Annotated in this window: 26 protein-coding genes and 1 pseudogene; 13 read left to right on the top strand and 14 right to left on the bottom strand. The window is 66.2% G+C overall.

The annotated features are described in order from the left end of the window. Window positions 1–29: 29 nt before the first annotated feature. Window positions 30–1,229, bottom strand: coding sequence for an MFS transporter (locus AB0B14_RS24895; protein WP_357524475.1), 1,200 nt, complete (start codon window positions 1,227–1,229; stop codon window positions 30–32). 126 nt (window positions 1,230–1,355) lie between these two features. Here AB0B14_RS24895 and AB0B14_RS24890 point away from each other — a divergent pair, with 126 nt between their 5' ends. Then, complete coding sequence (locus AB0B14_RS24890) at window positions 1,356–1,694, top strand: MerR family transcriptional regulator (RefSeq protein ID WP_357074600.1); 339 nt, start codon at window positions 1,356–1,358, stop codon at window positions 1,692–1,694. 319 nt (window positions 1,695–2,013) lie between these two features. On the opposite strand, the gene AB0B14_RS24885 is transcribed toward AB0B14_RS24890, so the two are convergent. Further along, window positions 2,014–2,583 carry a TetR/AcrR family transcriptional regulator gene (locus AB0B14_RS24885; protein ID WP_357524473.1) on the bottom strand — a complete coding sequence of 190 codons (570 nt, stop codon included), beginning with the start codon at window positions 2,581–2,583 and terminating at the stop codon, window positions 2,014–2,016. A gap of 101 nt (window positions 2,584–2,684) precedes the next feature. Between AB0B14_RS24885 and AB0B14_RS24880 the strand changes: the two genes are divergently transcribed. The 8 genes from AB0B14_RS24880 to AB0B14_RS24845 all read left to right on the top strand — a co-directional run bounded on the left by AB0B14_RS24880 (window position 2,685) and on the right by AB0B14_RS24845 (window position 10,092). Beyond that, window positions 2,685–3,569: an alpha/beta hydrolase gene (locus AB0B14_RS24880; protein ID WP_357524471.1), complete on the top strand. Its 885-nt coding sequence runs from the start codon at window positions 2,685–2,687 to the stop codon at window positions 3,567–3,569. 502 nt (window positions 3,570–4,071) lie between these two features. After that, the gene (locus tag AB0B14_RS24875) at window positions 4,072–5,154 is read left to right on the top strand and encodes an NADH:flavin oxidoreductase (RefSeq protein WP_196924229.1); all 1,083 of its coding nucleotides are present in this window, start codon (window positions 4,072–4,074) and stop codon (window positions 5,152–5,154) included. Between the two features lie 218 nt (window positions 5,155–5,372). After that, the gene (locus AB0B14_RS24870; RefSeq protein ID WP_357074615.1) at window positions 5,373–6,086 is read left to right on the top strand and encodes an alpha/beta hydrolase; all 714 of its coding nucleotides are present in this window, start codon (window positions 5,373–5,375) and stop codon (window positions 6,084–6,086) included. Further along, window positions 6,061–6,714 (top strand): TetR/AcrR family transcriptional regulator, encoded by a 654-nt coding sequence (locus tag AB0B14_RS24865; protein ID WP_357074618.1) that lies wholly within the window; start codon window positions 6,061–6,063, stop codon window positions 6,712–6,714. Before AB0B14_RS24870 ends, AB0B14_RS24865 begins: the two co-directional genes overlap by 26 nt. After that, entirely contained in the window at window positions 6,711–7,484 is a 774-nt protein-coding gene (locus AB0B14_RS24860; RefSeq protein ID WP_357074621.1) for an SDR family oxidoreductase, read from the top strand. Before AB0B14_RS24865 ends, AB0B14_RS24860 begins: the two co-directional genes overlap by 4 nt. Window positions 7,485–7,958: 474 nt before the next feature. Then, the gene (locus AB0B14_RS24855; protein WP_357524468.1) at window positions 7,959–8,705 is read left to right on the top strand and encodes a PIG-L deacetylase family protein; all 747 of its coding nucleotides are present in this window, start codon (window positions 7,959–7,961) and stop codon (window positions 8,703–8,705) included. 193 nt (window positions 8,706–8,898) lie between these two features. Then, window positions 8,899–9,051: a hypothetical protein gene (locus tag AB0B14_RS24850; RefSeq protein WP_196924224.1), complete on the top strand. Its 153-nt coding sequence runs from the start codon at window positions 8,899–8,901 to the stop codon at window positions 9,049–9,051. Window positions 9,052–9,168: 117 nt separating this feature from the next. Next, the gene (locus AB0B14_RS24845) at window positions 9,169–10,092 is read left to right on the top strand and encodes a pyridoxamine 5'-phosphate oxidase family protein (protein WP_357524465.1); all 924 of its coding nucleotides are present in this window, start codon (window positions 9,169–9,171) and stop codon (window positions 10,090–10,092) included. A 78-nt stretch (window positions 10,093–10,170) separates the two neighbouring features. On the opposite strand, the gene AB0B14_RS24840 is transcribed toward AB0B14_RS24845, so the two are convergent. From AB0B14_RS24840 to AB0B14_RS24810, 7 genes are all read right to left on the bottom strand, one after another. Further along, on the bottom strand, window positions 10,171–10,746 hold the full coding sequence (locus AB0B14_RS24840) for a TetR/AcrR family transcriptional regulator (RefSeq protein WP_357524463.1): 576 nt from the start codon (window positions 10,744–10,746) through the stop codon (window positions 10,171–10,173). A 358-nt stretch (window positions 10,747–11,104) separates the two neighbouring features. Then, window positions 11,105–11,251 carry a hypothetical protein gene (locus tag AB0B14_RS24835; protein ID WP_357074632.1) on the bottom strand — a complete coding sequence of 49 codons (147 nt, stop codon included), beginning with the start codon at window positions 11,249–11,251 and terminating at the stop codon, window positions 11,105–11,107. Then, the gene (locus AB0B14_RS24830; protein WP_196924220.1) at window positions 11,248–11,922 is read right to left on the bottom strand and encodes a DsbA family oxidoreductase; all 675 of its coding nucleotides are present in this window, start codon (window positions 11,920–11,922) and stop codon (window positions 11,248–11,250) included. The genes AB0B14_RS24835 and AB0B14_RS24830 overlap by 4 nt, the downstream gene beginning before the upstream one ends. Before the next feature lie 1,424 nt (window positions 11,923–13,346). After that, window positions 13,347–14,474 carry a Fic family protein gene (locus tag AB0B14_RS24825; RefSeq protein ID WP_357524461.1) on the bottom strand — a complete coding sequence of 376 codons (1,128 nt, stop codon included), beginning with the start codon at window positions 14,472–14,474 and terminating at the stop codon, window positions 13,347–13,349. Between the two features lie 127 nt (window positions 14,475–14,601). Then, window positions 14,602–15,375: an AAA family ATPase gene (locus AB0B14_RS24820; RefSeq protein ID WP_357074640.1), complete on the bottom strand. Its 774-nt coding sequence runs from the start codon at window positions 15,373–15,375 to the stop codon at window positions 14,602–14,604. Between the two features lie 200 nt (window positions 15,376–15,575). Next, window positions 15,576–15,917, bottom strand: a complete 342-nt coding sequence (locus AB0B14_RS24815) for a hypothetical protein (protein WP_357074643.1) — start codon at window positions 15,915–15,917, stop codon at window positions 15,576–15,578. Between the two features lie 113 nt (window positions 15,918–16,030). Beyond that, entirely contained in the window at window positions 16,031–16,309 is a 279-nt protein-coding gene (locus AB0B14_RS24810; protein ID WP_357524459.1) for a hypothetical protein, read from the bottom strand. A gap of 212 nt (window positions 16,310–16,521) precedes the next feature. Between AB0B14_RS24810 and istA the strand changes: the two genes are divergently transcribed. Next, on the top strand, window positions 16,522–18,210 hold the full coding sequence (istA, locus tag AB0B14_RS24805; RefSeq protein ID WP_357524457.1) for an IS21 family transposase: 1,689 nt from the start codon (window positions 16,522–16,524) through the stop codon (window positions 18,208–18,210). Between the two features lie 46 nt (window positions 18,211–18,256). Next, entirely contained in the window at window positions 18,257–19,243 is a 987-nt protein-coding gene (gene istB, locus AB0B14_RS24800; RefSeq protein WP_357524455.1) for an IS21-like element helper ATPase IstB, read from the top strand. Between the two features lie 212 nt (window positions 19,244–19,455). Here istB and AB0B14_RS24795 read toward each other — a convergent pair. Next, window positions 19,456–19,788, bottom strand: a pseudogene (locus tag AB0B14_RS24795) (transposase); the annotation flags it as partial. A gap of 113 nt (window positions 19,789–19,901) precedes the next feature. After that, on the bottom strand, window positions 19,902–21,401 hold the full coding sequence (locus AB0B14_RS24790; RefSeq protein ID WP_357524453.1) for an MFS transporter: 1,500 nt from the start codon (window positions 21,399–21,401) through the stop codon (window positions 19,902–19,904). 133 nt (window positions 21,402–21,534) lie between these two features. Here AB0B14_RS24790 and AB0B14_RS24785 point away from each other — a divergent pair, with 133 nt between their 5' ends. Next, window positions 21,535–22,119, top strand: a complete 585-nt coding sequence (locus tag AB0B14_RS24785; protein ID WP_196928547.1) for a TetR family transcriptional regulator — start codon at window positions 21,535–21,537, stop codon at window positions 22,117–22,119. Between the two features lie 160 nt (window positions 22,120–22,279). On the opposite strand, the gene AB0B14_RS24780 is transcribed toward AB0B14_RS24785, so the two are convergent. Both AB0B14_RS24780 and AB0B14_RS24775 read right to left on the bottom strand, forming a co-directional pair. Beyond that, window positions 22,280–22,585, bottom strand: coding sequence for a MerR family DNA-binding protein (locus AB0B14_RS24780; RefSeq protein WP_357074655.1), 306 nt, complete (start codon window positions 22,583–22,585; stop codon window positions 22,280–22,282). 222 nt (window positions 22,586–22,807) lie between these two features. Continuing rightward, complete coding sequence (locus AB0B14_RS24775) at window positions 22,808–23,431, bottom strand: NAD(P)H-binding protein (protein WP_357524451.1); 624 nt, start codon at window positions 23,429–23,431, stop codon at window positions 22,808–22,810. Window positions 23,432–23,840: 409 nt separating this feature from the next. Here AB0B14_RS24775 and AB0B14_RS24770 point away from each other — a divergent pair, with 409 nt between their 5' ends. Further along, window positions 23,841–24,023 carry a hypothetical protein gene (locus tag AB0B14_RS24770; protein WP_357524449.1) on the top strand — a complete coding sequence of 61 codons (183 nt, stop codon included), beginning with the start codon at window positions 23,841–23,843 and terminating at the stop codon, window positions 24,021–24,023. Between the two features lie 143 nt (window positions 24,024–24,166). Here AB0B14_RS24770 and AB0B14_RS24765 read toward each other — a convergent pair whose 3' ends face one another. Then, window positions 24,167–24,388 carry a hypothetical protein gene (locus tag AB0B14_RS24765; RefSeq protein WP_357074664.1) on the bottom strand — a complete coding sequence of 74 codons (222 nt, stop codon included), beginning with the start codon at window positions 24,386–24,388 and terminating at the stop codon, window positions 24,167–24,169. Window positions 24,389–24,497 lie beyond the last annotated feature (109 nt).

The following is a 24,497-nucleotide window of genomic DNA, read 5'->3' as shown; positions in this document are numbered from 1 at the left end:
ACTCAATTCTTACCGACAATTTTGAGTTGCTAGTCCGGGCGCCGGGTCGGGAAGGCGTGCCGCCGGGCGAGGATCACCACGAGCACGGTCGGCACCATGAGTACGACCGCTGCGATGATGAGCGAGCGCGACCCGAAGCCGGCGAGAAGCGCGCCGCCAACGAGTCCGCCGAGGCCGATTCCCAGGTTCCAGGTCGTCACCATCGACGACTGGGCCACGTCTGCGTGCTCTCCTGCCGCCCTCATCAACGCCGATTGCAGCAGGGTGGCTGCGCCGCCGAACGACAGTCCCCATGCCGCGACCGTGACATAGTCGGCCACAGCGCTGGAACTGGCCACGGTCAGCACGACCGCGGCTGCGGCGAACAACCCCGTGCCGAGTACGACGAGTCGACGGTGGTGCCGGTCGATGAATAGGCCTGTGAGCCAGATGCTGACGATCGAGGCGATGCCGAAGTCGAGAAGGATCCACTGGACATGATCCTGCAGACCGGCGTCGGCGAGGATGGGCGCGATGTACGTGTACAGGATGGTGTGCGCGAGCACGAACGCTCCGGTCACCACGAGGACCGTACGGATGCCCTGCAGTTTCAGGATGGTGCGCAGTGGAATCCGGTCCTCGGCCTTCTGTCCGGCGAAGTTGGGCAACTTCCACGCGGTCCAGATGATCAGTAGGGCGGTCAGCGCCGAGGCGAGGCCGAAGGTGAGCTGCCACCCGACCGCCTTGCCGAGATACGCGCCGACTGGCACGCCGAGAGACAGGGCTACCGGGGTGCCGGCGAAGGCGAACGCCATCGCCCGGCCCTTGAGTGGGGGGCCGACCAGACGCGCCGCGTACCCACCAAGCAGGCTCCAGACGACCCCGGAGGCGGCGCCAGCGACGAATCGGGCAACCATCGTGACGGAGAAGTTGAGGGAGACGGCGGTGACGAGGTTGGCGATCACGAAGCCCACCAGTGCTGCCAGGAGCAGGTGACGTCGTGGCCACGTCGCGGTGGCCAGCGCGACGGGGATCGCCGTCAGCAGCGTTCCCACTGCGTAGATCGTGACAGTCTGACCGGCTACGGACTCCGAGACTCCGAGCGCCTGACTCATCTGCGGCAGCACACCGGCCGGCAGCGCCTCGGTCAGGGTGGTGATCAATCCGGCGGTGAAGAGCGCGATCAGGGACGGGAACGGCAGACGTTCCGTACGCGGCGTCTGCGGAACGTCCAGATGTGTGGTGGACACGGGTCATTCCTCATCTAGTTGCAGGTCTCAAGCCACCACTGCTGCGGCGGCTCGACCATGCTGTAACCTTCACATCAATGTGATGGCAAGGGTGCTGTGAGGGCGGTCTCGTTGAGGATCAAAGAGTTGTCCGAGCGGGCGGGCGTGTCGCCTCGACTCCTGCGTTACTACGAGGAGCAAGGCCTGCTCAGTCCCAGGCGCGAGGAGAACGGGTATCGCGACTACGACGAGGCCCTGGTGGAGAGGGTCGAGCAGATTCGTAGTCTGCTCAACGCAGGCCTGACGACAGAGATCATCAGGGAAGTGCTGCCCTGCCTGGCCGAAGCGGCGACCCGCGAGTATCCCGCCCCGGACTTCGTCAGCCGGGTTCAGCAGGAGCGCGACCGGATGGCGGAGCGACTCGAGTGCCTGACGAAGAACTTGCAGGCCATCGACGCGTACCTGGACGCCGTCGCCCAGAGGTAGCTCAGCCACGTCGTCGCGGCAGCCGCACTCGTGGCCGCGTCCCCAGCAGGCGGCGAATACCTACAGCACCGATGCGCCAGGAGGTGTCGGACCTCGCCGAGCGTGCGCACCTGCCGAACGCGCCTTCGCCACCGGCGCCGGCCCATAGTTCGACAGGGGCAGGCGTGACCAGTTGTTGATCTCCTTGATCACCGTGTCGGTGATCCGGCGCATGCGACGACAACTCCACCTCGTCGACCCCCGAGGACCGGCGCTGCGGCTTGCGGACCATCTGAGGCTCGAACGTCCCGGCCCGATCTCGCGGCAGGTCGATGGGGAGTCACGACCTGACGTCGTTCCCGTCCAGCAGCGCGAGAGCGCCCGTGGTCGCATTGTCGGCGGAGGACTGCCGTCCGGTGGCTCGCGCGATGACAAACGCGCCCTCGACGACGGCCAGGAGAGTGGCAGCGGTCTTCGCCGGGTCCAGCTTCGGCGATAGTGAGCCGTCGCCCTGAGCTTCTCGAACGACGTTCTCAAGAAGGTCGGCCAACTCGGTGAACGCGGCACCGAGCACCTCCCGTAACCCGGCTTCGGCAAGAATCCCCGCGTCGTACGCGAAGCCACCGATCTGGCATCCGCCGAGCGCGTCGCCGGCCGACGCGAGGAACGCGGCAAGGCGCTCCCGGCCCGTCGGCAACCCTTCCATCGCGGCGCGCACGGAGGCGAGGAGATCCCGCCCGTTCTCCCGAACCACCTCCTGGCCGAGGTCGGGCTTCGTCGGGAAGTGGTGATAGAAGCTGCCCTGCCCGACACCAGAGTCGGCCATCACCTGCTTCGGGCTCGTCGTCGAGTATCCGTGGCGCCAGAAGAGCCTCTTGGCCGAGTCGATGATCAGCCGCCTGTTGTCCATGACACAAGACTAGCAAGCTCCATACCTGGAGGTAGGGTTGTCGGCATACCTAGAGGTATGTATGGTTGGCTCGTCCGACGTTCACCGAAGGGAGCACCACCATGACCACCACACCGTTCGTCCCCGTCGTGCAGTACAAGACCGAGGACCTCGACGGGTTCCAGATGTTCTACCGAGAGGCCGGCCCGGCCGATGGCCCGGTCGTCCTGCTCCTGCACGGCTTCCCGACCTCCTCCCACATGTTCCGCAACCTGATCCCGTTCCTCGCGGATCGGTTCCGCGTCATCGCGCCCGACCTGCCCGGCTACGGACACAGCGCCGCAGCCGATCGCGCCGAGTTCTCCTACACCTTCGACAATGGGGCGACGTACGTGCAGAAGCTGCTGACGAAGCTCGGAGTGACCAAGTACGCCGTCAACGTCTTCGACTACGGCGCGCCAACCGCCTGGCGGCTCGCCCTCGCGAACCCCGACGCGATCACGGCGCTCATCGTGCAGAACGGCAACGCCTACGACGAGGGCCTGGACAACGACTTCTGGGCGCCGATCAAGCGCTACTGGGCCGACAACAGCCAGGAAAACCGTGATGCCCTCCGCGGCCTGCTCACCCTGGACACCACGAAGTTCCAGTACACCGACGGGATGGCCCACCCCTCCCACATCTCACCCGACAACTGGACCACCGACCAGGCCCTGCTCGACCGACCCGGCAACGACGAGATCCAGCTCGACTACTTCCTCGACTACGGCACGAACCCGGCGCTCTACCCGCGGGTGCAGGAGTGGCTGCGCACCACGCAGCCACCGACCCTCATCGTGTGGGGCGCGAATGACGTGATCTTCCCTGCCGAGGGCGCGCACCCCTACAAGCGAGACCTGAAGGACGTCGAATTTCACCTCTTCGACAGCGGGCACTTCCTGCTCGAGGACCGCGCCGACGAGGTCTTCCCGCTCATCCACGACTTCCTGACCCGCAAGCTCGGCTGACCAATCGGGTCGTGCCGGACGCCCTGGCCGGTATAACCGTGCAGACACACGACGCCGAGCGAGTCCGGCCTCTGGATCGATGACATCGCCCTCTCCAGTAAGCGGCTCGGCTGCTGACTGGAGAGGGCGATGCCGGTTCAGATCACGGTTGAGGGTGTGTGCGCCGTCCGCCGCCGCCGTCCGCCGCCGCCGCCGCGGCACTGGTGTGCCAACCGCCGGGCAGCGACAGCGGCGACGGCGTGCCTCGTCGGCGGGCCAGCGGCGGAGAGCCGCGTGGGTCGCGAAGATGAGCACCCAGGTCGTGGCGGCGCCGAACAACGCGACGCCGAGCAGCTTCGCGAACGGGTCGTCGGGCGAGACGAGGGACACCGTCCGTGCCCACTTGCCATGACACCAATGTGAAGGTTGGACGATAGTCGAGCCGCCGCAATCAGCGCTCGTTCTTGCAGAGCTCGTCGGCGAAAAGAAACCAACCGCGTCATCACTCCTATCGGGAGGCCTCATGTCTGTCGCAGAAATGTTTGAACCGCTTACCCTCCTGCATGGCCCGCCGATGCGCAACCGATTCATGATGGCACCGCTCGTCAATCAACAAAGCGGGCATGACGGTTCAGCGTCCACCTTCGACCAAGATTGGATTCGGCAGCTCGCGTGGGGCGGTTACGCCTTGATCCAGACTGGTGCCACTTACGTCGAGGCCGGTGGCATCGCGTACGAGCGGCAGCTAGGTATTCAAAGTGATGCCCACGTGGCCGGACTGACCCAGATGGCCACCTCGATCCGCGAGGGGGGAGCGCTTTCCGCTGTGCAGTTGCACCACGCCGGGCATCGCGCTGATCCTGGCTTGGGCGGAATTCCAGCCCCCGCTTCCAGCTTGACGGTGCCGGGTGTCAGAGCTCTGACCACGGAACAGGTGGAGCGGATCCGGGACAGTTTCATCGCTGCCGCGAGGAGGGCGGAACTGGCCGGATTCAACGGAGTGTCAGTCCACGGCGCATTCGGGTGGATCCTGTCGGAATTCATGTCCCCGCTGTTGAACGATCGCAGAGACAAATATGGCGGTAGCACCGAGAACCGAGCCCGCCTTACCGTCGAGGTGATCGAAGGAATTCGACGGGTTTGCGGCCCCGACTTCCAGATCGGTCTGCGCATGTCCGTCGAGCGCTACGGGCTTCGCCTGGAGGAACTGCGGGAAATTGCAGCGAACATCCTTGACCGAGAACTGATCGACTATCTCGACCTGGCACTGTGGGATTCCGCTCAGATTGTTCAGGAGGGCACGTTTCGGGGCCAGACCATGCTCAGTGTCTTCACCAGCCTTCCCCGCCGAGGTGTGCGTGTGGGCACGGCGGGAAAGATAATGAGCGCTCAACGTGTCGGGCAACTTTTGGATGAGGGATGCGACTTCGTGCTGATCGGCAGGGCTGGCATCCTTCGGCGGGATTTTCCTCTTCAAGTGAAGCAGCACCCGCGGTACGAAAGTCCGAAGACGCCGGTGACGGAGGAGTACCTTCTCGCCAACGGGCTGAGCGAACGTTTCATCAAGCACCTGCGGAGGTGGCCATATTTTGTTCGAAGCTCCTAGGCAACGCGATTCTGATCGATTCTCGCCGAGTTGCTCCCGATGGCTACGGCACCGTCTGCGCGGACCTGATGTTGTCCGGCGCTTGCCACATGTTTCGATGTGGGGTGACCTCTGGAGCTGTGATCGAAGTTACACCGGAACATCGCGTCTAAACACGATGTATAGTTGCGTCGTACACTCGGGTCGTACTTGTCCCTCCTCAGCTTCGGAGCAGCTTCATGAGTGATGCGACTTTCCTGCTCGTACACGGTGGCCACCACGGCGAGTGGGTTTGGGGTCCTTTGCAGAAAGCGATGGCGGACCGCGGTCTTGCGACCCGCACGGTGACCCTGCCGACCGCGGTGACGGACGCGTCGTCCGGTGAGCCGTACCCGAGCATGTACGACGATGCCCAGGTCGTCCGGGAGGCTATCGCCGAGATCACCGGTCCGGTCGTCGTGGTGGCCCACTCCTACGCGGGGGTGCCCGTCACCGAGGCGATCACCGCGGGGTCCGGGGTCGCCCACGCCGTCTATGTTGCCGCCTACATGGTCGACAGCGGGGAGAGCATGTTCGGCGTGCACGGAGTTCCGACGCCGGACTCGCTGGGTGGTCTGCGCCCCGCAGCGAACCCGGACCTGAACCTGCCCCTCGCCTTCTACGACGGCGACCCGACCAACCCCGAGACGGCCGGGGCGATCGCGCGGCTGGTTCCCCAGAGCGCCCGCGCTGACTACGAGTCGGTGACTCGCGTCGGCTGGCGCGAGGTGGCCAACAGCTATGTCATCCCGTCCGATGACATCTCCCTGACCGGAACGATCGCCGAGCAGATGGCCGCCCGTGCCGACCGGGTGTTCCGGGTGCCCGGCAACCACGCGCCATTCTGGTCGAATCCCGCCGAGTTCGCTGACGTCCTGGTGGAAATCGATGGCCTCGTTCACTCGGCGAGCTAAGGCGGACCCCGGGACGCCGGCGGTCGAGAGCCGCATCCTGGCCGCGACGGAACGCCTGATCGAGCGGGGCGAGCGCTACACCGAGATCTCGGTGCAGCAGATCCTGGCCGAGGCGGGCGTCTCCCGGGCGACCTTCTACGCGCACTTCTCGGACAAGACCGACCTGATAGTGCGGTTGACCGCCGATTTGCGGCAGCGGCTGCTCGAGATGGCCCAGGGATGGAACCCCGCAGCAGGCGAGGATGGCGCCGACCGGTACACCCGGTTCTTCGCCGACGTCATCGCCCTGCACCGCCGAAAAGGCTTGGTGCTGGCCGCGCTGCGCGAGGTCGCGAGCTACGACCAGACGGTTCGCGGCTTCTACACCGCCGATCTGGAGGGCTTCGACCAGGCCGTGCTCCGCACACTTGTCGAACAGCAGCAGTCGGGAAAGACCCCGGCCGATCTGGACGCCGCCGCGGCGAGCCGGGTGATCGTGTGGGGCGGGGGACAAGCCATCGCCAGGCACATCGAAGTCGACAACGGCGACGGCGACGCCGCGTTCGCCCGCGAACTCGGGCACATCTGGTGGTACGGCGCCTACCGCCGCCCACCCGCGAATAACCTCATCGAGGAGCCGAAGAAGTGAACGAAGGACTGCCCATTCACCCGCTGGCCGGCCGCACCGCTCTCATCACCGGTGGTGGGCGCGGCGTCGGCGCGAGCATCGCCAAACTGTTCGCCACGGCCGGCGCCCGGCTCGCGCTAACCGGCCGATCGGAGGAGTCACTGCGCACGGTCGCCGACAGCCTCCAGGACGGCGCCGTGATCATCCCCTCCGACCTGTCACGGGACGGCGAAACAGAGCGACTCTTCGACGCCACCCTCGCCCGCCTGGGTCAGTTGGACATCCTGGTGAACAACGTGGGCGCTCTCAACTTCACCCAAAGCCAAAAACTCACCGAGGCCGAGGCGGACGACCTTTGGCGGCTGAACGCCCGCTCCCCGCTGATCCTGGCCGGTCGAGCTGCTGAGCACATGGCATCGCGAGGAGGCGGCAGCATCGTCAACCTCTCATCGGTCATCGGCAGCGAACGGGCCATCGCCAACCAGACCCTGTATGGCGCCACGAAGGCAGCGGTCGACGGAATGACACTCGCGATGGCTGCCGAGTGGGGCCCGAAGGGCGTGCGCGTCAACGCTGTCCGTCCTGCCGTGACCAACACCGACATGTCGGCGCCCATCTTCGCCGACCCCGAATGGAAGAACACGCTAACCGCGCAGTACGCCCTCGGTCGCCTCGGTGAACCCGAGGACATCGCCCAGGCCGTCCTGTTTTTCGCATCGCCGGCCAGCTCGTTCGTCACCGGTCAGCTCCTGAGCGTGGACGGTGGCTGGATCAGCACCCTGGTGCACTGATTTAGCTGGCAATGGTGTTGTCGAAACTAAGCCGCAAGCCGGCCTCAGGCCCGGCGAAACCACGGGACAATGCCGGTTCGCTGACCTCCGGTGGGCATTGACCATCCGATCGCCGAACGAACTCAGGCGACCTGGTCACGTGGGGGACTGGTTCATCCCGATCACGATGCGGTACGAACAGAACACCCCTCCCGTGAAGCCGAAGTGTGTGCGGTCGCCCGGCGGGCGTGGCCTGAGCCAGCCGGGCGACCGCACGCCTGGTCAGCGCAGGTTCTCGAAGAAACCTGCCCTGCCGGCGTGTCTGGAGGTCTCTGAAATGGGATACGTCGCTGTTCACGTCACCTGCGATAACGAGCCGGCGATGGCGGTACAGCTGATCTATGGCGACTCCACGGAAGCGAAGCGTCGTCGTCGGCGAACCGCCACCGCAGCCGGCTGCATCCCACTGTGACGTTCCGGTGCAAGGATGGAAGGATGGCCGGTCCCATGGCTCTTCAACCCGTCGATGAGTCCTGGCAACGCGGTCTCGCCATTGTTGCCCACCCCGACGACCTGGAGTTCGGCACTGCCGCCGCCATTGCCCGCTGGATCAAGCAGGGCAAGCACGTCGCCTACGTTTTGCTCACCAGTGGCGAGGCCGGCATCGACGACCTCGATCCGAGCGACGCCGCCATCGCCCGCGAGCAGGAGCAGCGCGACGCGGCCGCCATCGTCGGCGTCGAACAGATCCACTTTCTGGGCCTGCCCGACGGCGTCCTCGACTACGGCGTCCCTCTTCGCCGCGAGCTGGCCCGCGTGATCCGCGCTGACCGTCCGGACGTCATCATCACCAACAACTTCCGAGACAGCTGGGACGAGGCCGGCCACGCCCTGAACATGGCCGACCACATCGTCACCGGCCGCGCCGTCCTGGACGCGGCGCGCGACGCCGCCAACCGCTGGGTTTTCCGAGACCAGATCGAGCAGGACGGCCTCGACAAGTGGGCCACCCGCGCGGTCTGGGCCGCCGGCTCACCCTGTCCGAGCCACGCCGTGGATACCACCGACACCTTCGATCTGGGCGTACATTCCTTGAAGGCCCACGCCTCCTACCTGAGAAGCCTGGCCTCCGGCCCCTTTGACGCAGAGGGATTCCTCGAGAGTGTCTCGCGCCAGATCGGCGCCCGTCTGGGTGTCCGCTACGCCGCTTCCTTCGAAGTCTTCGACCTCGGTCTGCTGTAAAGCACAGTCTCTTCCGCTTCCTGACTTGCGCGGTGTCACGCTCGGGTGAAGCTCGACAATCGCTGCTGTCCGCCTGGGCGGAGACACCGAGGCGGCGGACCCGGTCACCAGCATGTGAAGCCGCACACCGCCTCTTCGGCTATTACCAAACGTTCGGTAATATTGTCGGTGCATCGACCGGAGGGAGATTGCGATGCCCGAGCGGAAGACCGCTGTGGTCAACCGCGACAAGATCGCGATCACGGCCTCCGGCGGGTGCTCAATCGCGGTCGGCGCGAAGGATTCGGTGGTAGACGCCGGCATCGAGGCCATCAGCAACACAGGGCGCCGGGCACGCCGGGAGTGACGAGCCAGCGAGAGCTCACGGAGCACGACTACCGAGTCCTTACGTTCTCAATCTTCGCGACCCGGGCCGGAACGGCTCCGCCCCGGGCATCTGCCGGGCGGCACAGGGAGAATCACCATGTCGAACTCTTCTGTTTATCATTGGGGGGAATTGGAGGCTCAGGCCAGAGCTGGCCTCACCAAGAGGGCCTCGGCCATCTCCCAGTTGGTGCAACCGCTACTGCCTGACGGCGCCGACAACTTCCTGTCGTACCAGAATCTACTGGCGGTCGGGGCTCAGGGCGACGACGGTAGGCTATGGGCGTCGCTGTTCGTCGGGCCACGCGGGTTCATCAGTGCCCCCGACGATGAATCGGTGCAGGTGCTGGCTCAGCTCGCGGCCGACGATCCGGTCGAGCCGATGACCCGGCGCCAGGGCAAGCTGGGTCTGCTGGCCATCGATCTCGAAACGCGCATCAGACTGCGGATCAACGGCGAAGCGACGCCGCTGCCGGGCGGGCTCCGGCTCGCCATCGAGCAAAGCTTTCCCAACTGCCCGAAGTACATTCAGAAGCGCCACGTGGTCAGTCTGGCCGAAGCGAGGGGTCGAGAGGCAGGGCCGGCCGACGGTAAGCGGGTCGCCGCACTGACCGACGAGATGAGCGAGTTGGTCGCCCACGCCGACACCTTCTTCGTGGCCTCGGCTTCCGAAACCGGTGACCCTGATGTCTCGCATCGCGGCGGCAACCCAGGATTCGTCGACCTGATGTCGCGGACACGGTTGCGCTGGCCCGACTACGTCGGCAACAACATGCTGATGACACTGGGCAACATCACCGAGAACCCGCACGCTGCGCTGCTTTTCGTCGACTGGGCGACCGGGACGACGCTCCAACTGACCGGGCGAGCCAAGGTGAATTGGCCCGAGGGTCTCGGCCCGACCGCGACCGGCCAGCGCTCCGTGGAGTTCGAACTCGATGAAGCCATCTATCGGCCAGAGGTACTCCTGACGAACTGGTCGGCGCCAACCCTATCGCGATTCAACCCGCCCCTGCCGGTCTGATCGCCTCAGGGGGATCATCCGTTGTCGCTCGCCTCAAGTCCTGCCGCGGACCTGAGGCGAGCGCCATGACACTGCCGGCTATCCGGCATTGCCAGGTCCGCCGATCAGCGTTTGCGGAAGTTCGGCCAGCGCCAACCGAAACTCGGCCGGATCGTCCAGCACTCGTGCTACGACCAGTGACCCCTCGATGAGGACCAGTGCGGTTCTCGCCCGGCGCGCGGCATCCTCCTCGGAGGCTCCGGCGCGCCGGGCGATTTCGGCCATCGCCGTCAGCCAGGTCGTTGCCAGATGGGTGGCCCGGGCTCGAATGTCCTCCGGGGCGCCGCGGAGCGTCATCGTGTCCAAAACGCAGGCGAGGCGACCGTCGTCATAGAACGCGCCAACACGTCGAGCCATCTCCGCGACGGCCGTCGACGGGTCGTCCTCCGACATCAGTGGATCGAGAATATCGCTGAATATCTGTTCCACGGACGCCATCACCGCTGCGGCCATGGCGGGTTTTCCGTTGGGGAACCGGTGATAGAGGCTGGCGCGGTGCAACCCTGAAGCCGACGACAGAGCCGTCAGCGAAGCTCCCTCGTAGCCCGAACGGCGGAAGACCTCGGTCAGCTGCTTCAGCAGTGCCTCGTCTTCGATGCTAGGTGCGCGGCCCATATCACCAGGTTACCGAACATACGGTAAAAAACTGAGGCTCGGAAAACGAGCGTTGAGACACGTCCCCACGCCCGCTGGAACTGAACCTTTATGAGGGCGAACCCGTCGGCCGCGACAACCCGGCGAGTCAGCGCAGGATCGCTCAGACTTCCCGGGGTCGATCAGGCTTGTCAACCGGAGAAGGCGGTGGCCAGTGCCGGATCGCGAACGGAGGCCGCGAGCTCTTCATGGGTGCTCCGGCTAAGCTTCGGGATCCTCGACGTCGGGGCGCGCTGGAGCACGCGGTGGGACGGCAAGATCACTGCGCTCGGTGCGGAGACCTCCAGCGAGGGCCGGCCTCAAGGGGCGTCGCGTGCTGTCACTGCGCCGGCGTCGAGTTCTCGGACCCGTCCTCTGCGTCCGTCGGGTGCTCGTCCGCGATCACGCAGACGCCGTCGCTACACACGACCGCCGGTGGAATGTCGAGGGCGACGATGGCGATCGGGTCCTTCTCGTCCTCGTTCACGCCGCCGTCCCCCGCTTCTCGTGGGAGAGCTTGCGGAGCACCTGAGCGAAGGCGGAGGTGTCCTGCGCGCCGGAGACGCCGTACCTCTCTTCGAAGACGTAGAACGGGACGCCCCGGATGCCGAGCCTGTGCGCGTGCGCCTCCTCGGCACGGACGTCGTCAACGAAGCGGTTCTCCCGGAGCGCCGCCAGCGCCTCCTCGCGGTCCAAGCCGACCTCGGCAGCCAGGTCGGCGAGGTCCTCGTTCCGGCCGACATGGCCACCCTCCTCGAAATGGGCGGCGAGGATCCGCTCAACCATCTCCAACTGCATACCCTGCTCCTTGGCGAAGCGGATGAGCTGGTGGCCCTTCAGCATGTTCGTGTGCCGCAAGATGTCGTAGTCGAAACGCAGTCCGACCTGCGCCGCGGCTCCGACGATCCGGGCCAGCAGCGGCTCGACCTGGTCGGCGGTGAACCCACGAATCTCCAGGTAGTCTTGCTCGCTCCCCTCGAACTCCTGGGGCAGGTCCGGCGCTAGCTCGTAGGCGTGGTACTCGACCTCCACTGGGATACCCGTCTCGGCGACGGCCGCCTCGAACTTCTTCTTCCCGATGTAGCACCAGGGGCAGGCGATGTCGGACCAGACATCAACCTTGATAGGACCCGTGGCTGACTGCGTCGTGTCGTTCATGCCACCAGACTCCAACGTTCACATCAGTGTCACTGCAAACGCGCTCGTCGTGCCCCCGGTCACAACGACGTCGTCGGTGCCGATGGCAGCTGCGCAGAGACGGGCGACTGTGACCCGCTTGCCGTACCGCCAGGCCGAAACCTGCCCTCGGCTCCGTGGAATGGCGTCCGAGGGGATGCGAGCTGTTCCGCCACACGAGTTCCGTACAGACCGACACTTCAATGGTCTTCGGACGGCGCTGTAGGGGATTCCGGGACGGGCGGCCGGCGATGCAAGCTCGCCGTTGAGCATCGCGGCGACCTGCCGGCTCCAGGTGCAGAGCTTCGTGCTGTCGGAGTCGACCGCGCAGAACACCTAGTAGTCGGGCTGGACATCAACGACCTCAATCTCGACGACGACGGCCGGCGGGTCCTGATGTGGCTGCGCGACGATAGCCGATACCGGCGCCGGGTACGCGGCGAGGCGGCGACCGCCATTCACACCTACCCCTCAGGTCGTGCGCACACGGACGGCGTCGGCGTGCACGAGCTGGCCGGGCCAACTGTTCGTCACCGGCCACCGTGCCGCCGGCACGCGACTCGGATCCGAGACACCCGCGGCGATGATCCGGCTCGATTGGGCCTTCTCGAGTATTGGGGGCCAGATCACGCCGTCTGGCTGGGATCTGCGGTGGGTCGGCCGACCCACGCTAGATGCTGTCGGGCCACCCGGTCGTTCTCGCGGTGACGTCCTCTGAGGATGCCGACCCGCGTCCTGCCCTCCACAACCTGCAACCCCGCCGTTGCGTCCACCAGCGATCGGTCGACCAGTATCGGCCACCGTTTCCACGTGCCGTGCGTCGCCCAGCGCAGGGATACACCCGCGTGGACGCCGTGCTGGCGAACGCTGATCCAGTGGTTAGGGTCCGCGGCGTACTCATCGATGCAGGAGCCGTCCGAACGTCCTGTCGGCATCGCAAGGAACTCCTGCGTCGCAATGGCCTCGACGGTCCAGGCCACTACGCTGAGATCTAGGCAACGACTATGGATGGGGAACGGAGCGGCTGCCAGCGGCATCACCGAGCTGCATGTCCGCGGATGGAGAAAGCCACCGCGAGCATTCGCCGGTCGTCCTGTTGAGGCCGGTTGCGGGCAAGGCTTAACTTCGGAACCTACCCTTGAGGTACCAGCGAAGAAGATCCAAATCAGACGCTTTTGGCCGAAGTCAACGGGTTCCTGCTGAACGACCTCGGTGAGCTCCTCGATGAAGTCGTCGCACCAGCCGCGAGGCAAATACAACTCCCGTCATTAGCGGTTTCTGCCCGGCCTTGACCACCGTGCCGTCGTTCCGGTTGATGTCCACGGTGTCGCTGGCTTTGCGTGAGCTTGAGAGTTGTGCCGAGCGTAATCGGCGGTTCGGAGATCGGCAGTGTCGGGGCTTGCGCCTCACCGTTGGTACGGGTCGATGATTTCCTTTGGGCGCAGCGCGGGGGCGGCGAGCTCGCGGAGTGTCGGCGAGGTGAGGTAGAACCTGCCTCGGGTCTCGCCGTGCTGTTCGAGCATGCCTGCCCGGACGAGGGCGCGTAGGTCGCGGGTTGCTTGGTCGTCGGTGAGGTTCTCGTCGCGTTGATAGAGGGTGCGGCGTACTCGACCGCCGGTGGCGGCGAGGTGTAGGGCGCTGACGACCCGTTCGGGCAGGCCGTTGCGCCGGACCCAGGTGTCGAGCAGGTCCCAGAGATGCGCGGCTTGGTCGAGGCGTTGCCGGACCAGTTGGGCTTGTTGGTGGTGGGCGCTCAGGCAGAATCGGATCCACCTGCTGGTGTCGTTGTCGGGCTGCCAGGTTGGGCCGCCGACCTCACCGAGCGCGTCGTAGTAGGCGTAGGTGTTCCGGCCGACGCCGAGCCACTCCTCGATCGAGGAGAACTCCGGGGCGAGGACACCGTCGCGGGCGAGTACGAGGGTGTGCAGGCAGCGCGACATTCGGCCGTTGCCGTCGCGCCAGGGGTGGATCTTGACCAGGTTCAGGTGGGCCATGGAGGCCCGGACGAGTAGCGGGGTCTCCGGTTCGCCGTCGGCCAACCAGTCGATCAGCTCGGAGAGCAGAGACGGAACGTCGTCGGCGTCTGGCCCGGTGTAGACGCGTCGGCCGGTGTGCGCCTCGTCGATGTGGATGTCTCCTGGACGGTAGCGGCCCGGCCATTTGCTGAGGTCGTGGCGGAGCATCATGAAGTGCAGTGCGTTGAGCAGCATGTGCTGCCAGGTGAACTCGCGTGAGCGGGCGAGTTGTTGCACGTAGGTCAGGGCGTCGCGGTAGCCGGTGATGACGTCCCAGGTCTGCGGGTTCGTCTCTACCGGTTCGTCGCCGGCGACGGCGGCGGCGGCGTCGTCCAGGGACACCTGGTAGCCCTCGATCGAATTCGAGCCCTGGATGGCGTGAGCGATCAGGGTTCGTCGGAGTTGCCCTGTCCAGCGGTGCGGCTCGGCGATCTGATACCGCAGGTTGTCCCGCATGGTGTCCAGTTCGCCGAGCACGCGCTTGTCGTCGTCGGCGAGTGCAGGGGCCCGATACAGCATGCGCCAATCCTACAATGTTTGCCGCCAAATCCTGGAATGTTATCGGCATTAGCGTGCATGTGTCCGCCAGGCAGACGGGTGTTCGGGCGCCCTTAGGTGACGACAAGCCCCAGTCCGCCAGCCCACGTCAGGTGTCTTCCTGGAACAGGTGGTGCAGGTAGCGCTGCGGGTTGGCCAGAAATGAGCGGGTCAGCAGTACCGGCTGAGCCTCGTCGTAGTCGACGTTACGAATAGTGCCGTCGGGTTCGATTTGCAGGATCCGGGCGTGTGGGGCGGCCAGCAGGATGGGGGAGTGGGTGGTGATGATGAACTGTGCGCCGGCCTGGGTGAGGTCGTGGATGCGGGTGAGCAGAGCCAGGCAGCCGTGTACGGACAGGGCTGCTTCCGGTTCGTCGAGCAGGTACAGGCCGTGGGGCTTGAACCGGTAGACGGTCAGGTCGAGGAACGACTCGCCGTGGGATCGTTCGTGCAGGCTGGTGCCGCCGTAGCCGTCGGCGACACCGAGGCGGTCGATCTCGGTGGCCACGTTGTAGAACGACTCGGCCCGCAGGAAGAAGCCGGTGCGTGGCTTCCTGGTGCCGCGTACCAGTCGTAGGTGTTCACCCAGAGACGACTCGGTGGCCCGCGTGCTGAACCGGAAGTTGGCGGATCCGCCCTCGGGGTTGAACCCTGCCGCTACCGCGATCGCCTCGATCAGGGTCGACTTGCCGGTGCCGTTGTCACCGGCCAGGAATGTCACCGCCGGGTCCAGCGTCAACCGGCCGGCCGCCCGTAGGCCGGCGACGACCGGCAGAGCGAACGGATAGCCGGACCGGTCCGCGTCGTCGTCGGTGAGCTCCACCCAGCGCAGGAACCCACCGCTGTCTCGACGCGAGTCCGACGCTTCGTCCCCGGTTGCCATCCGGTAACCCCTTCGCGCCGCTGCCCTGCCTACCATCCCCACCGTGTTTGCCCAGGACGGAACATGTCCGACGGTACGCCTGCTTGCGCGGCTGCTGTTGTCACCGCCCAGTGGGACTGGGTCTCGCAATCGCCGGGGTGGGTGCCGGTGGCTCGTCCGGCTGATCGTGCTCCGCGCCGACGCGCAACCGCCTGACGGAGTCAGCGCAGACCGTGCTGCGCGGCGACGCTCTCGGCTACCTTTCGGTGGGTGCCGGCCAGTCCCTGGGTGTCGAGCACGCCCGCGAAGGGCTTGCTGCTGTCTGGTTTGACGAGCGCGCCACGGCGGACCCAGACGTCGGTGTGGCGGATTAGATAGTTGGTGGTCAGGATTGTGGCCCTGTGCGCGAGAAGGAATTCGAGGATGCGGTGCAGCTTCTCGTTGTTGCGCGAGTACCGGCTCAGCGCCGACGTGCACAGTACGAAGTTGCCTTCGGTGGCCATCGCGAGCAGGTCCACCAAGCCCTGGTCGAAGCGCGGGTCGATCGCGCTGAACACGGTCACCGTGTCGTCATCGGACGGTGGTGCCGTGACTACCTCGTTGCTGGACGGCAGGCTGGGCGTGGGCGCCGACGGTAGGCGCAGTGGACCACGGCCGCCGTCGGTGAAGGTGTCGGTCAGCGCGTCCAGGCACGCCCACGCACGTGGATAGCGCTCGGCCAGCCCGGCGAATCCTGAGCCGCGATGGGCTGGCGGCGGCGTGCGGCCAGCAGATGCGACAGCGGGCCGGCCGCGTACTCCGTCGCCGGGATGATCCCGTCGTCAAGCGGACCGTCGTGGTGTGCCTGCTCGATCAGGCTGTTTCGCACCACGAGGGTGACCTTGGCCTTCAGGTCCAGCGGTGACGCCAGCGGCTTGTGGTCGAACACCTCCTCGACGAACGGCGCGATCAGCACGTCCTGCTCACGCTGCGGCAGGACCGCCAGTGCCTCGGCTGTCAGCGCTCACGTAATTCCTCCAGGAGGCCGTAGCGCGCTCATGTAATTCCCCTGGTGTGCGCTCGTCATGGACTACAGGTCCGCTCGTGGTGTTCGTCGAGGGGACGGCGAGCGTTCGGGCGTAGGTCTCAAGATCCTTTCCTTCTCGCGTAGATCATCTTTTCGCCGGCATGCCCTTTGGGGAGCGGATGGCGAGGAGGACGTTCCACGTGATCGATATAACCGAGATCCTGGTGCACTGGTACGCGGGCCGGTCTCAGCACGACGTCGCGGGCTCGCTGGGCGTGGATCGAAAGACGATCCGGCGTTACGTCGAGGCGGCGATCGCGGCGGGGTTCGTGCCGGGCGGGGCGCAGCCGATGAGTCAGGAAGACTGGGCGCCGCTGGTCAAGCAGTGGTTTCCGCACCTGACCGATACCCGGTTGCGGCAGGTGACCTGGCCGGAGTTCACTAAGCACCACGATTACATCGTGGAGATGCTGCGGGCCGGGGTGACCAAGGCGACGATCCATCAGCGGCTGCGTGACGAACACGGGGTGGCCGGGTCGTTGGCGTCGTTCAAGCGGTATGTCACGGCGAACCTGGCCGAGGACGCGGCACGGGACAAGGTGACGGTGCTGCGGGCTGATCCCGAGCCGGGGCTGGAAGGGCAGATCGATTACGGGCTGCTGGGCTCGTGGATGGACCCGCGCACGGGACGTTCGCAGCGGATCTGGGCGTTCGTGATGCTGCTGTCGCACTCGCGGCACATGTTCGTGCGGCCGGTGATCAGCATGGATCAGGCGTCCTGGACGGCCAGCCATGTCGAGGCGTTCGCGTTCTTCGGCGGTAGTCCGGCCCGGCTGATCCCGGACAACTTGAAGACCGGCGTGGACAAACCCGATCTCTACGACCCGAAACTGAATCGGGCCTATGCCGAACTCGCCGCGCACTACGGCGTCCTGGTCGACCCGGCGCAGGCCCGCAAACCCAAGGACAAGCCACGGGTCGAACGGCAGATGCCCTACATCCGCGACTCGTGGTGGAAGGGCCGCGAGTTCACCTCGCTGGTCGAGATGCAGGCTTCGGCGCTGCACTGGTGCCGGGAGGTCGCGGGGCAACGCAAGCACCGCGGACTGGAGGGCCGGACCCCGGCGGAAGTGTTCGACCAGGCTGAGGCGGGCACGTTGACTCCGCTGCCGGCCGCGGCGTTCACCCTGGCGGAGTGGTCGCGGGCGAAGGTCGGCTCGGACGTCCACGTCAAGTGCGGCAAGGCGCTCTACTCGGTGCCCTGGCGGTTGATCGGGCAGCTGGTCGACATCCGCGCCACCGCGACGATGGTGCAGATCTTCCACCACGGCGAGCTGGTCAAGACCCACGTCCGCAAGGACAGGGGCCGGGCCACCGACATCGCAGATTACCCGCCGGAGAAGATCGCGTTCCACATGCGCACCCCGCAGTGGTGCCACGAGCGGGCTGAGCAGACCGGGCCCGCGACTGCCGCGGTGATCGCCGAACTGCTCGACGGCCCAGCTTTGCATCGGCTGCGCTCGGCACAGGCGATCCTGAACCTGGCCGGCAAATACTCCGACGCCCGGCTGGAGGCGGCCTGCCGCAAGGCAACCACAGCCGGCGATCCGTCCTATCGCACCATCCGCCACATTCTGGCCGCCGGGCTCGAGGACATCGAGGCCGACCGGCCCACCGGCGACGCCGGGGCGCCCGCGTTCCTGCACGGCCCCGCCGGTCTGTTCGCCGACATCATCCCGTTCCCCGCCCCGGCCGCGGCCGTCGCGACAAGCACGAACACGACGAGCGAGGCGACGCCCGATCGCCGTGACAGCACCGGGGACGACGAACCACACGACGCCGTGTCATGACCCGCGCCCCGCTCAATCCCGCCGATTCGAAGGCCGAGACGACACGATGACGATCCTTCGCCCCGCTCTGGCTGACAGCCTCCGGACGCTGAAACTGTCCGGGATGCTGGAAACCCTCGACGCCCGCCTCGCCCAGGCGCAAGGCGGTGATCTCGGCTATCTGGAGTTCCTGCAGATCCTCTGCGACGACGAGATCACCCGCCGCGAACAAGTAGCCATGAGCCGCCGGCTGCGCCGCGCCCGCTTCGACACCGAAACCACCATCGAGGGCTTCGACTTCGGCGCCAACTCGAAACTCCCCGCCGCGCAGATCCGCGACCTCGCCGCGCTGCGCTGGCTGCAAGCCGGAGAATCGATCATCCTCTACGGCGCCGTCGGCGTCGGGAAAACCCACGTCGCCCAAGCCATGGGACACCTCGCCATCCGCGCCGGCGCCGAGGTCCGCTTCCACAAAACCAGCCGCATCCTGGCCGACCTCGCCAGCGGCCACGCCGACCGCACCTTCGACAAACGCCTCGCCGCCCACGTCAAAGCCGACCTGCTCATCCTCGACGACTTCGCCATGCGCGAGTTCACCCCCGGCCAGGCCGACGACCTCTACGAGCTGATCTCCCAACGCATAGCCGAAGGCCGCTCCAACGCGATCACCGCCAACCGCGCTCCTCAGGACTGGTATCCGCTGTTCCCCAACCCCGTGGTCGCCGAGTCACTGCTCGATCGGCTCATCAACAACAGCCACCAGGTCTTCATGAACGGCCCCTCCTACCGGCCGAACAAACGACCCAAAGCCTCACCACAGACAAATGACCGCCCACAACCTCACTGCCGCCGAGCGCCCCGCGCGGACCACACCATGACCGAACCGGCACCCCGCAACTTCCCCTCCCGGGCCGAACGCGAGGCACTCAACACCGGCCTGTTCACCGACAACACCGAAACCGGCTTCTTCGATGACCACGGCCGCTCCGCCCCCTGGCCGGACGACATCGAGAACTGGACACTCGACGCCTGCCAGCACAGCCCCGACCCCTAACAGCCGCCCTTCTAACGCAGCACTCAGACCAGACGGCGAAACGCCGAACCCTGATTCACGGAACGTCGCCTGGACGCGGCACGCGCCCTCTCAGAGGGCGCTCCGGGAGGTTATGTCCGTTCCGGGTTGAGGGTGAATAGGCCGGGTTGGCTCTCGGTCAGGATCTGCCGGTTGACCAGGCGTTTCAGCTTGGCTCGGACACCTTCGGTGTCTTTGGGTTCGGTGTCATGCGGCAGATACGCCCACTGACACCCGGTCCGGTTCTGATAGAAGATCGAGTTCAAGATCTCCCGCAACGAGTAACGGCCCTGATGCCCCGATACCGCAGCGTCGGCTGGCCGAAGCCATGGAGCAAATCCACTCTCTGGAGCACGACAACGACATGCTCGCCCGCATCGTGAACTTGCTCGCCACCGAGAACACCCAGTTCCCGGAGCCGCTCCACACCGCCCAATCAGCCGTCGTCCACCCTCTCCGCCAGGTGCCGATGTAGCCCCAGCGACTCCATCGGCAAGCTCGGGCGTCGTGATACATGTGGCGGCCACCGTTTCTGCCGGGCTGGAACCGTTGTGACCGGACTCCAGCAGCTCACTTCGACACCGCCACCAGCCCGTTGTCTGCACACGTGTCGCCGAAGGAGCGACACCGCAGCGGCGTGTCAGCCGATGTGTACGGGCGCCGGGTCCTCGGTGCGCTGCTGGGGGCTTGCGTTGAGCGTGGTGACGGTGATGACCAGCGCGGCCAGCAGGAAGCCGACGGCGGAGGCGAACGCGACGGTGTAGCCGTGGGACAGCGCGTCGGCCGCCCGCTGGATCAGGGGCTGGTCGCCGCTGGCCAGGCCGCGGAAGAACGCGACGTCGGCGTGCGGCAGTTTGTCATCGGCGGCGCTGGTGGAGACGGTGGCCAGGACGGCCAGGCCGACGGCGCCGCCGATCTGCTGGGCGGTGTTGAGGATGGCCGAGGCGATGCCGGTGTCGTTGCGGTCGACGCCGGAGATCGCGCCGAGCGTCATCGGCAGGAAGCTGGCGCCCAGGCCGAGGGCGGTGATGAACATGGCCGGCATCAGGTGGGTGAAGTACGACGAGGACGGTTCGAGCAGGCTGAACCAGAGTATCCCGCCGGCCGCGACGACCAGGCCGGGGCCGGCGAGCGTGCGTGGCGAGAACCCGCCGGCCAGGCGTGAGCCGATCCCGGCGGCCATCCCCATGCCGAGGCTGAACGGCAGATAGGCGAACCCGGCACGAACCGGGCTGTAGCCCTTGACCTGCTGCATGAAAAGCGACAGGAAGTAGAAGGTGGCGAACATGGCCGCGCCGATGAACAGCATGGTGACGTAGGACCCGGCCCGGTTGCGGTTACGCAGTAGCCGCAACGGCAGCAGCGGGTGCCGGTTCCTGCGCTGCGAGCGCAGGAAGGTGATCAGCAGGATTGCCGCGACGGTGAACATGCCGAGGGTGACGGGGTCGGTCCAGCCGCGGTCGCCGCCCTGGGTGATGGCGTAGACCAGGGCGGTCAGGCCGCCGGTGGCGGTGGCCGCGTCGCGCACGTCCAGTTCGCCGTGCAGCTTCTCGCCGCTGGCCAGCACCCGGGCGCCGAGCAGTACGAGCGCGCCGATCGGGACGTTAACGAACATCACCCAGCGCCAGCTCAGGTAGTCGGTGAGCACGCCGCCGAGCAGCAGGCCAACGGTGGCGCCGAGCCCGGACATCGCGGCGTAGACGCCCATCGCCCGGTTACGGGCGGCACCCTCGGCGAACGTGGTCGCGATCAGCGACAACGCGGTCGGCGCGATGACGGCCGCGCCGAGGCCCTGCAGGATCCGGGCGGCGATCAGCAACTCCACGCTCGGGGCCAGGCCGCCCAGCAGGGACGCGCCGGCGAACACGGTCAGGCCGATCCGGAACACCCGCCGTTTGCCGTAGAGGTCGCCGGTGCGCCCGCCGAGCAGCAGCAGCCCGCCGAAGGCCAGGACGTAGGAGTTGACGATCCAGGACAGGCCGGAGGCGGACACCTCGAGGTCCTTCTGGATGCTCGGCAGCGCGATGTTCGTGATCGTGCTGTCCAGCACGACCATCAGCTGCGCGGCCGCGATGACGATCAGCGCGAGGGCCGGATGGGTGGAGGTGCGCGGCGGAGCCGATTGTGCGGGGATGGACATCAGAAACTCCAGAACTAGACGGGTGTTGAGTTTTCGTGAGGCCGCGACAATATCTCAACGGTTGTCTAGTTTTTCAAGTAGGGGTGTGCCGGCTTGTACGATCGGACGCCGACGTACGGAAGGGTGCTGCACGATGACCGAGGCCGCCGCAGAGGCGCCGCAGGGTGAACGCAAGGGGGAGCGCACCCGGCGGCGCATCCTGGAGGCCGCTCGCGCCCTGTTCGCCGAGCTCGGCTACGAGCGCACCACGATCCGTGGGATCGCCGCGGCGGCCGAGGTCGACAAGTCGTCGATCCTGCAGTATTTCGGCAGCAAGCAGCAGCTGTTCCGGGCCGCGGTGCACTGGCACATCCCGATCGCGGAGCTGACCGCCGACGATCCGGCGCAGAGCGTGCACAACTTCATGCACGGCATGCTGAGCAGCTGGGCCGCCGACCCGAACAGTCCGATGGCGGTGCTCGTGCGCGCGAGCATGACCAGCGAAGAAGCCGCCGAACTGCTGCGGCGTCACATCACCACCGAGGTCGTCGACGCGATCGCCGCGACCGTCGACGATCCGGAGGCCCACCTGCGCGCTTCCCTGGCCGGCGCCATGATGATGGGCATCGCCGCGCAGCGCTACCTGCTGCGGATGCCCTACATCGCCGACGCCGACCTCGACGACGTCCTGCGCCTGGCCGGCCCGGCCATTCGCAACGTCATCGCCCCGCCGGCCTGACGCCTACGCGTCGGCGCCGAAGATCGCCGGCACCTGCTCGGCTGCAATGATGCTGAAAGCCGTCTGCTCGAACTGCTCTCGCTCGCCCTGTCGGCAGGTGCGCGACGGCACACCGCATCATGAAGTACTCCCCTCGGCTCGCAGCGTGGCGTGCCGGGGGTCAGCGGCTGGCCTTATCGAGGCGTACAGGTCCCTGACCACGTTCCGCGAGGCCGTCGTCCGGGTTCAACAGACCACGCGCCTTCATCCAGAGGCAGCCGCAGCCGATACAGCCGACGAGCTGATGCTCAAGGTTCTCGATGAAGCGCCGGCGGCCCTCCGACTCCCGTTTCCAATCGCGAGACATGCCCTCAGTCCCGCTGGGTCGGCGCCGGCCGATCGGCAGCGTCGCGACGATCTCCGCGACATCGGCAAGGTGAATGCCGAGTCGCCGAGCAACGAGGATCAGCGAGACGCGGCGCAGCATGTTCCTGCGGTGAGACGCTGGTTGCCCTCACTGCGCTCTGCGACGATTAGCCCTTTGCTCTCGTAGAAACGCAGAACGGGGGCCGCCATCCGGTACGGGCGGTGACCTCCCGAAGCGTCAGCAGATCCCCCGGGCTCGCCTGCTCGGAATGCTCCGCCGTCGTACGCATCAAATCCTCGCCGTGCCTTCTCGCCGTACGTAGAAACTGAACCAACGATGAGATCAATAGGTCAGCGTCGGGGCAGCCTTGCTCCACCGGCTGGTGTCGAGTTGGTCGAGCAGGAAGTTCGCCAGATCGGCGCGGCTGAGCCGCGACCCACCGGGCGGGTTCTTCCCGTCCTCGATTCGGAACGTCCCGGTGGCCGGCTTGTCGGTGAGGTAACCGGCGCGGACCAGAGTCCAGTCGAGCCGGCTAGACCGCACGATGTCCTCCATCACGCCCATGTCCTCGTACAACTCACGCAGGAACAGCGGAATCATCAGCCGGAACCACCAGGGCAACCCGGGGTCCTTGGGCTCCACCCCGCCGGAGGAGACGACGATCAACCGCTGCACCTGAGCGTCCTGCAGCGCAGTGACTACCGCCTGGCCACCCTTGGAGTAGATGCCGTTCGGATTCCGGGCCGTGCTGCCGATCGCGGAGATCGCCGCGTCGTGCCCGACAGCGATCTCCCGCAACGGGCGGCCACCGGCCAGCACGTCGGCGGGTTGCAACGCGAGATCGGGATGTGACGGCAGCCCGTCGAGGTGGCGGGCCACCGCGGTCACCTGGTACCCGCGGTCGAGCGCGCCGGAGACCACGAGGCGTCCGGTGCCGCCGCTGGCCCCGAAAACGATCAGCTTCATACGAATTCCTCAACCTGGTGGGTTCGTCGCAGGCAGGTCCCGGCAAGGGCGGAAGCCTCACCGGCAACCCAATAACTAGACAAGCGTTGAGATATTAGTCAGGCAGTTCCGGAGAAGCAACCCCGGCGCTCACCGCAGGCAGCGACATCACCCAGAGTGAGCTGATCTGCACCCGAGCGCTGCTGCGCTGGGGGCGGTTGTGAGCTTTCTGTAGCACGTGGGAAACCAGGCACTTCGGGATCCCCTGGCGGATGACGGTTCGGATCACTGACTACCGGCGGCCGTACGGCTTCACGGACAAGCAGATCAGCGGCCCGTTCGGCCGATGGCACCACGAGCACAGCTTCACACGGAACCCGGCTGACTCCTCGGCAACCGTTATGCGGATGTCATCGACTTCACTGCACCGATGGGACTTATTGGCCGCCTCGTGGCCAGCCTCATCCTGCGGCCGTACCTGCAACGCCTCGTCGCACGCCGCAACGCCTACCTAGCTGCCACTCTGGAAAGGCTTCCTCGCCCAGCCGATGAGGAGACGGGGGCGGAGATGCTCGGTGACGACGGGGCACAGGTGGGGCACAAGACGGTGTGAATCGTCGTCAACCAGCTATCAGCAGTGGCAGCCCCAGACGCCCTGTGAGCAGGCGGCGAACACCATTCCCGCTGGTAGCGGCATAGCGTCTCTTAGTTCCGCTTCAGCGTCTGAGCATCGTCATGAATTAAGGGGGCGCGCGATCAGAGGTACTGCTTGAGCCAGTCGGGAATGCTCGGATCGTCAACCCTCCACGACTCCACGACCGTCTCGTCCTCCTGCCAGGTGTTTTCATCGCCATCGAAGAACTTCTGCCTGTGGCACTTGTACTTGACGACGGTGTCACCTTCGAGCCGGTACTCGTTCCAGTAGTAGTTCTGCTTCCCGTGGCCGTTCCACTCTTGGGTTGTGTAGATCGTCGTCATGGAGGCCGAGCGTAGCTACAGAGGTTGAAAGGCCAGGGTTCGGGTTATCTCGGTGGTTCGGGGTCGAGGGTCATGCCGGTGCTGGCGAGGAAGCCGGCGAGGAGATCTG

This window comes from Micromonospora sp. NPDC049171, assembly GCF_040648275.1.
In the GTDB taxonomy this organism is placed as follows: Bacteria; Actinomycetota; Actinomycetes; order Mycobacteriales; family Micromonosporaceae; genus Micromonospora.
The sequence above is the reverse complement of the archived record's forward strand: the minus strand, read 5'-3'. Positions and strand labels throughout refer to the sequence as shown.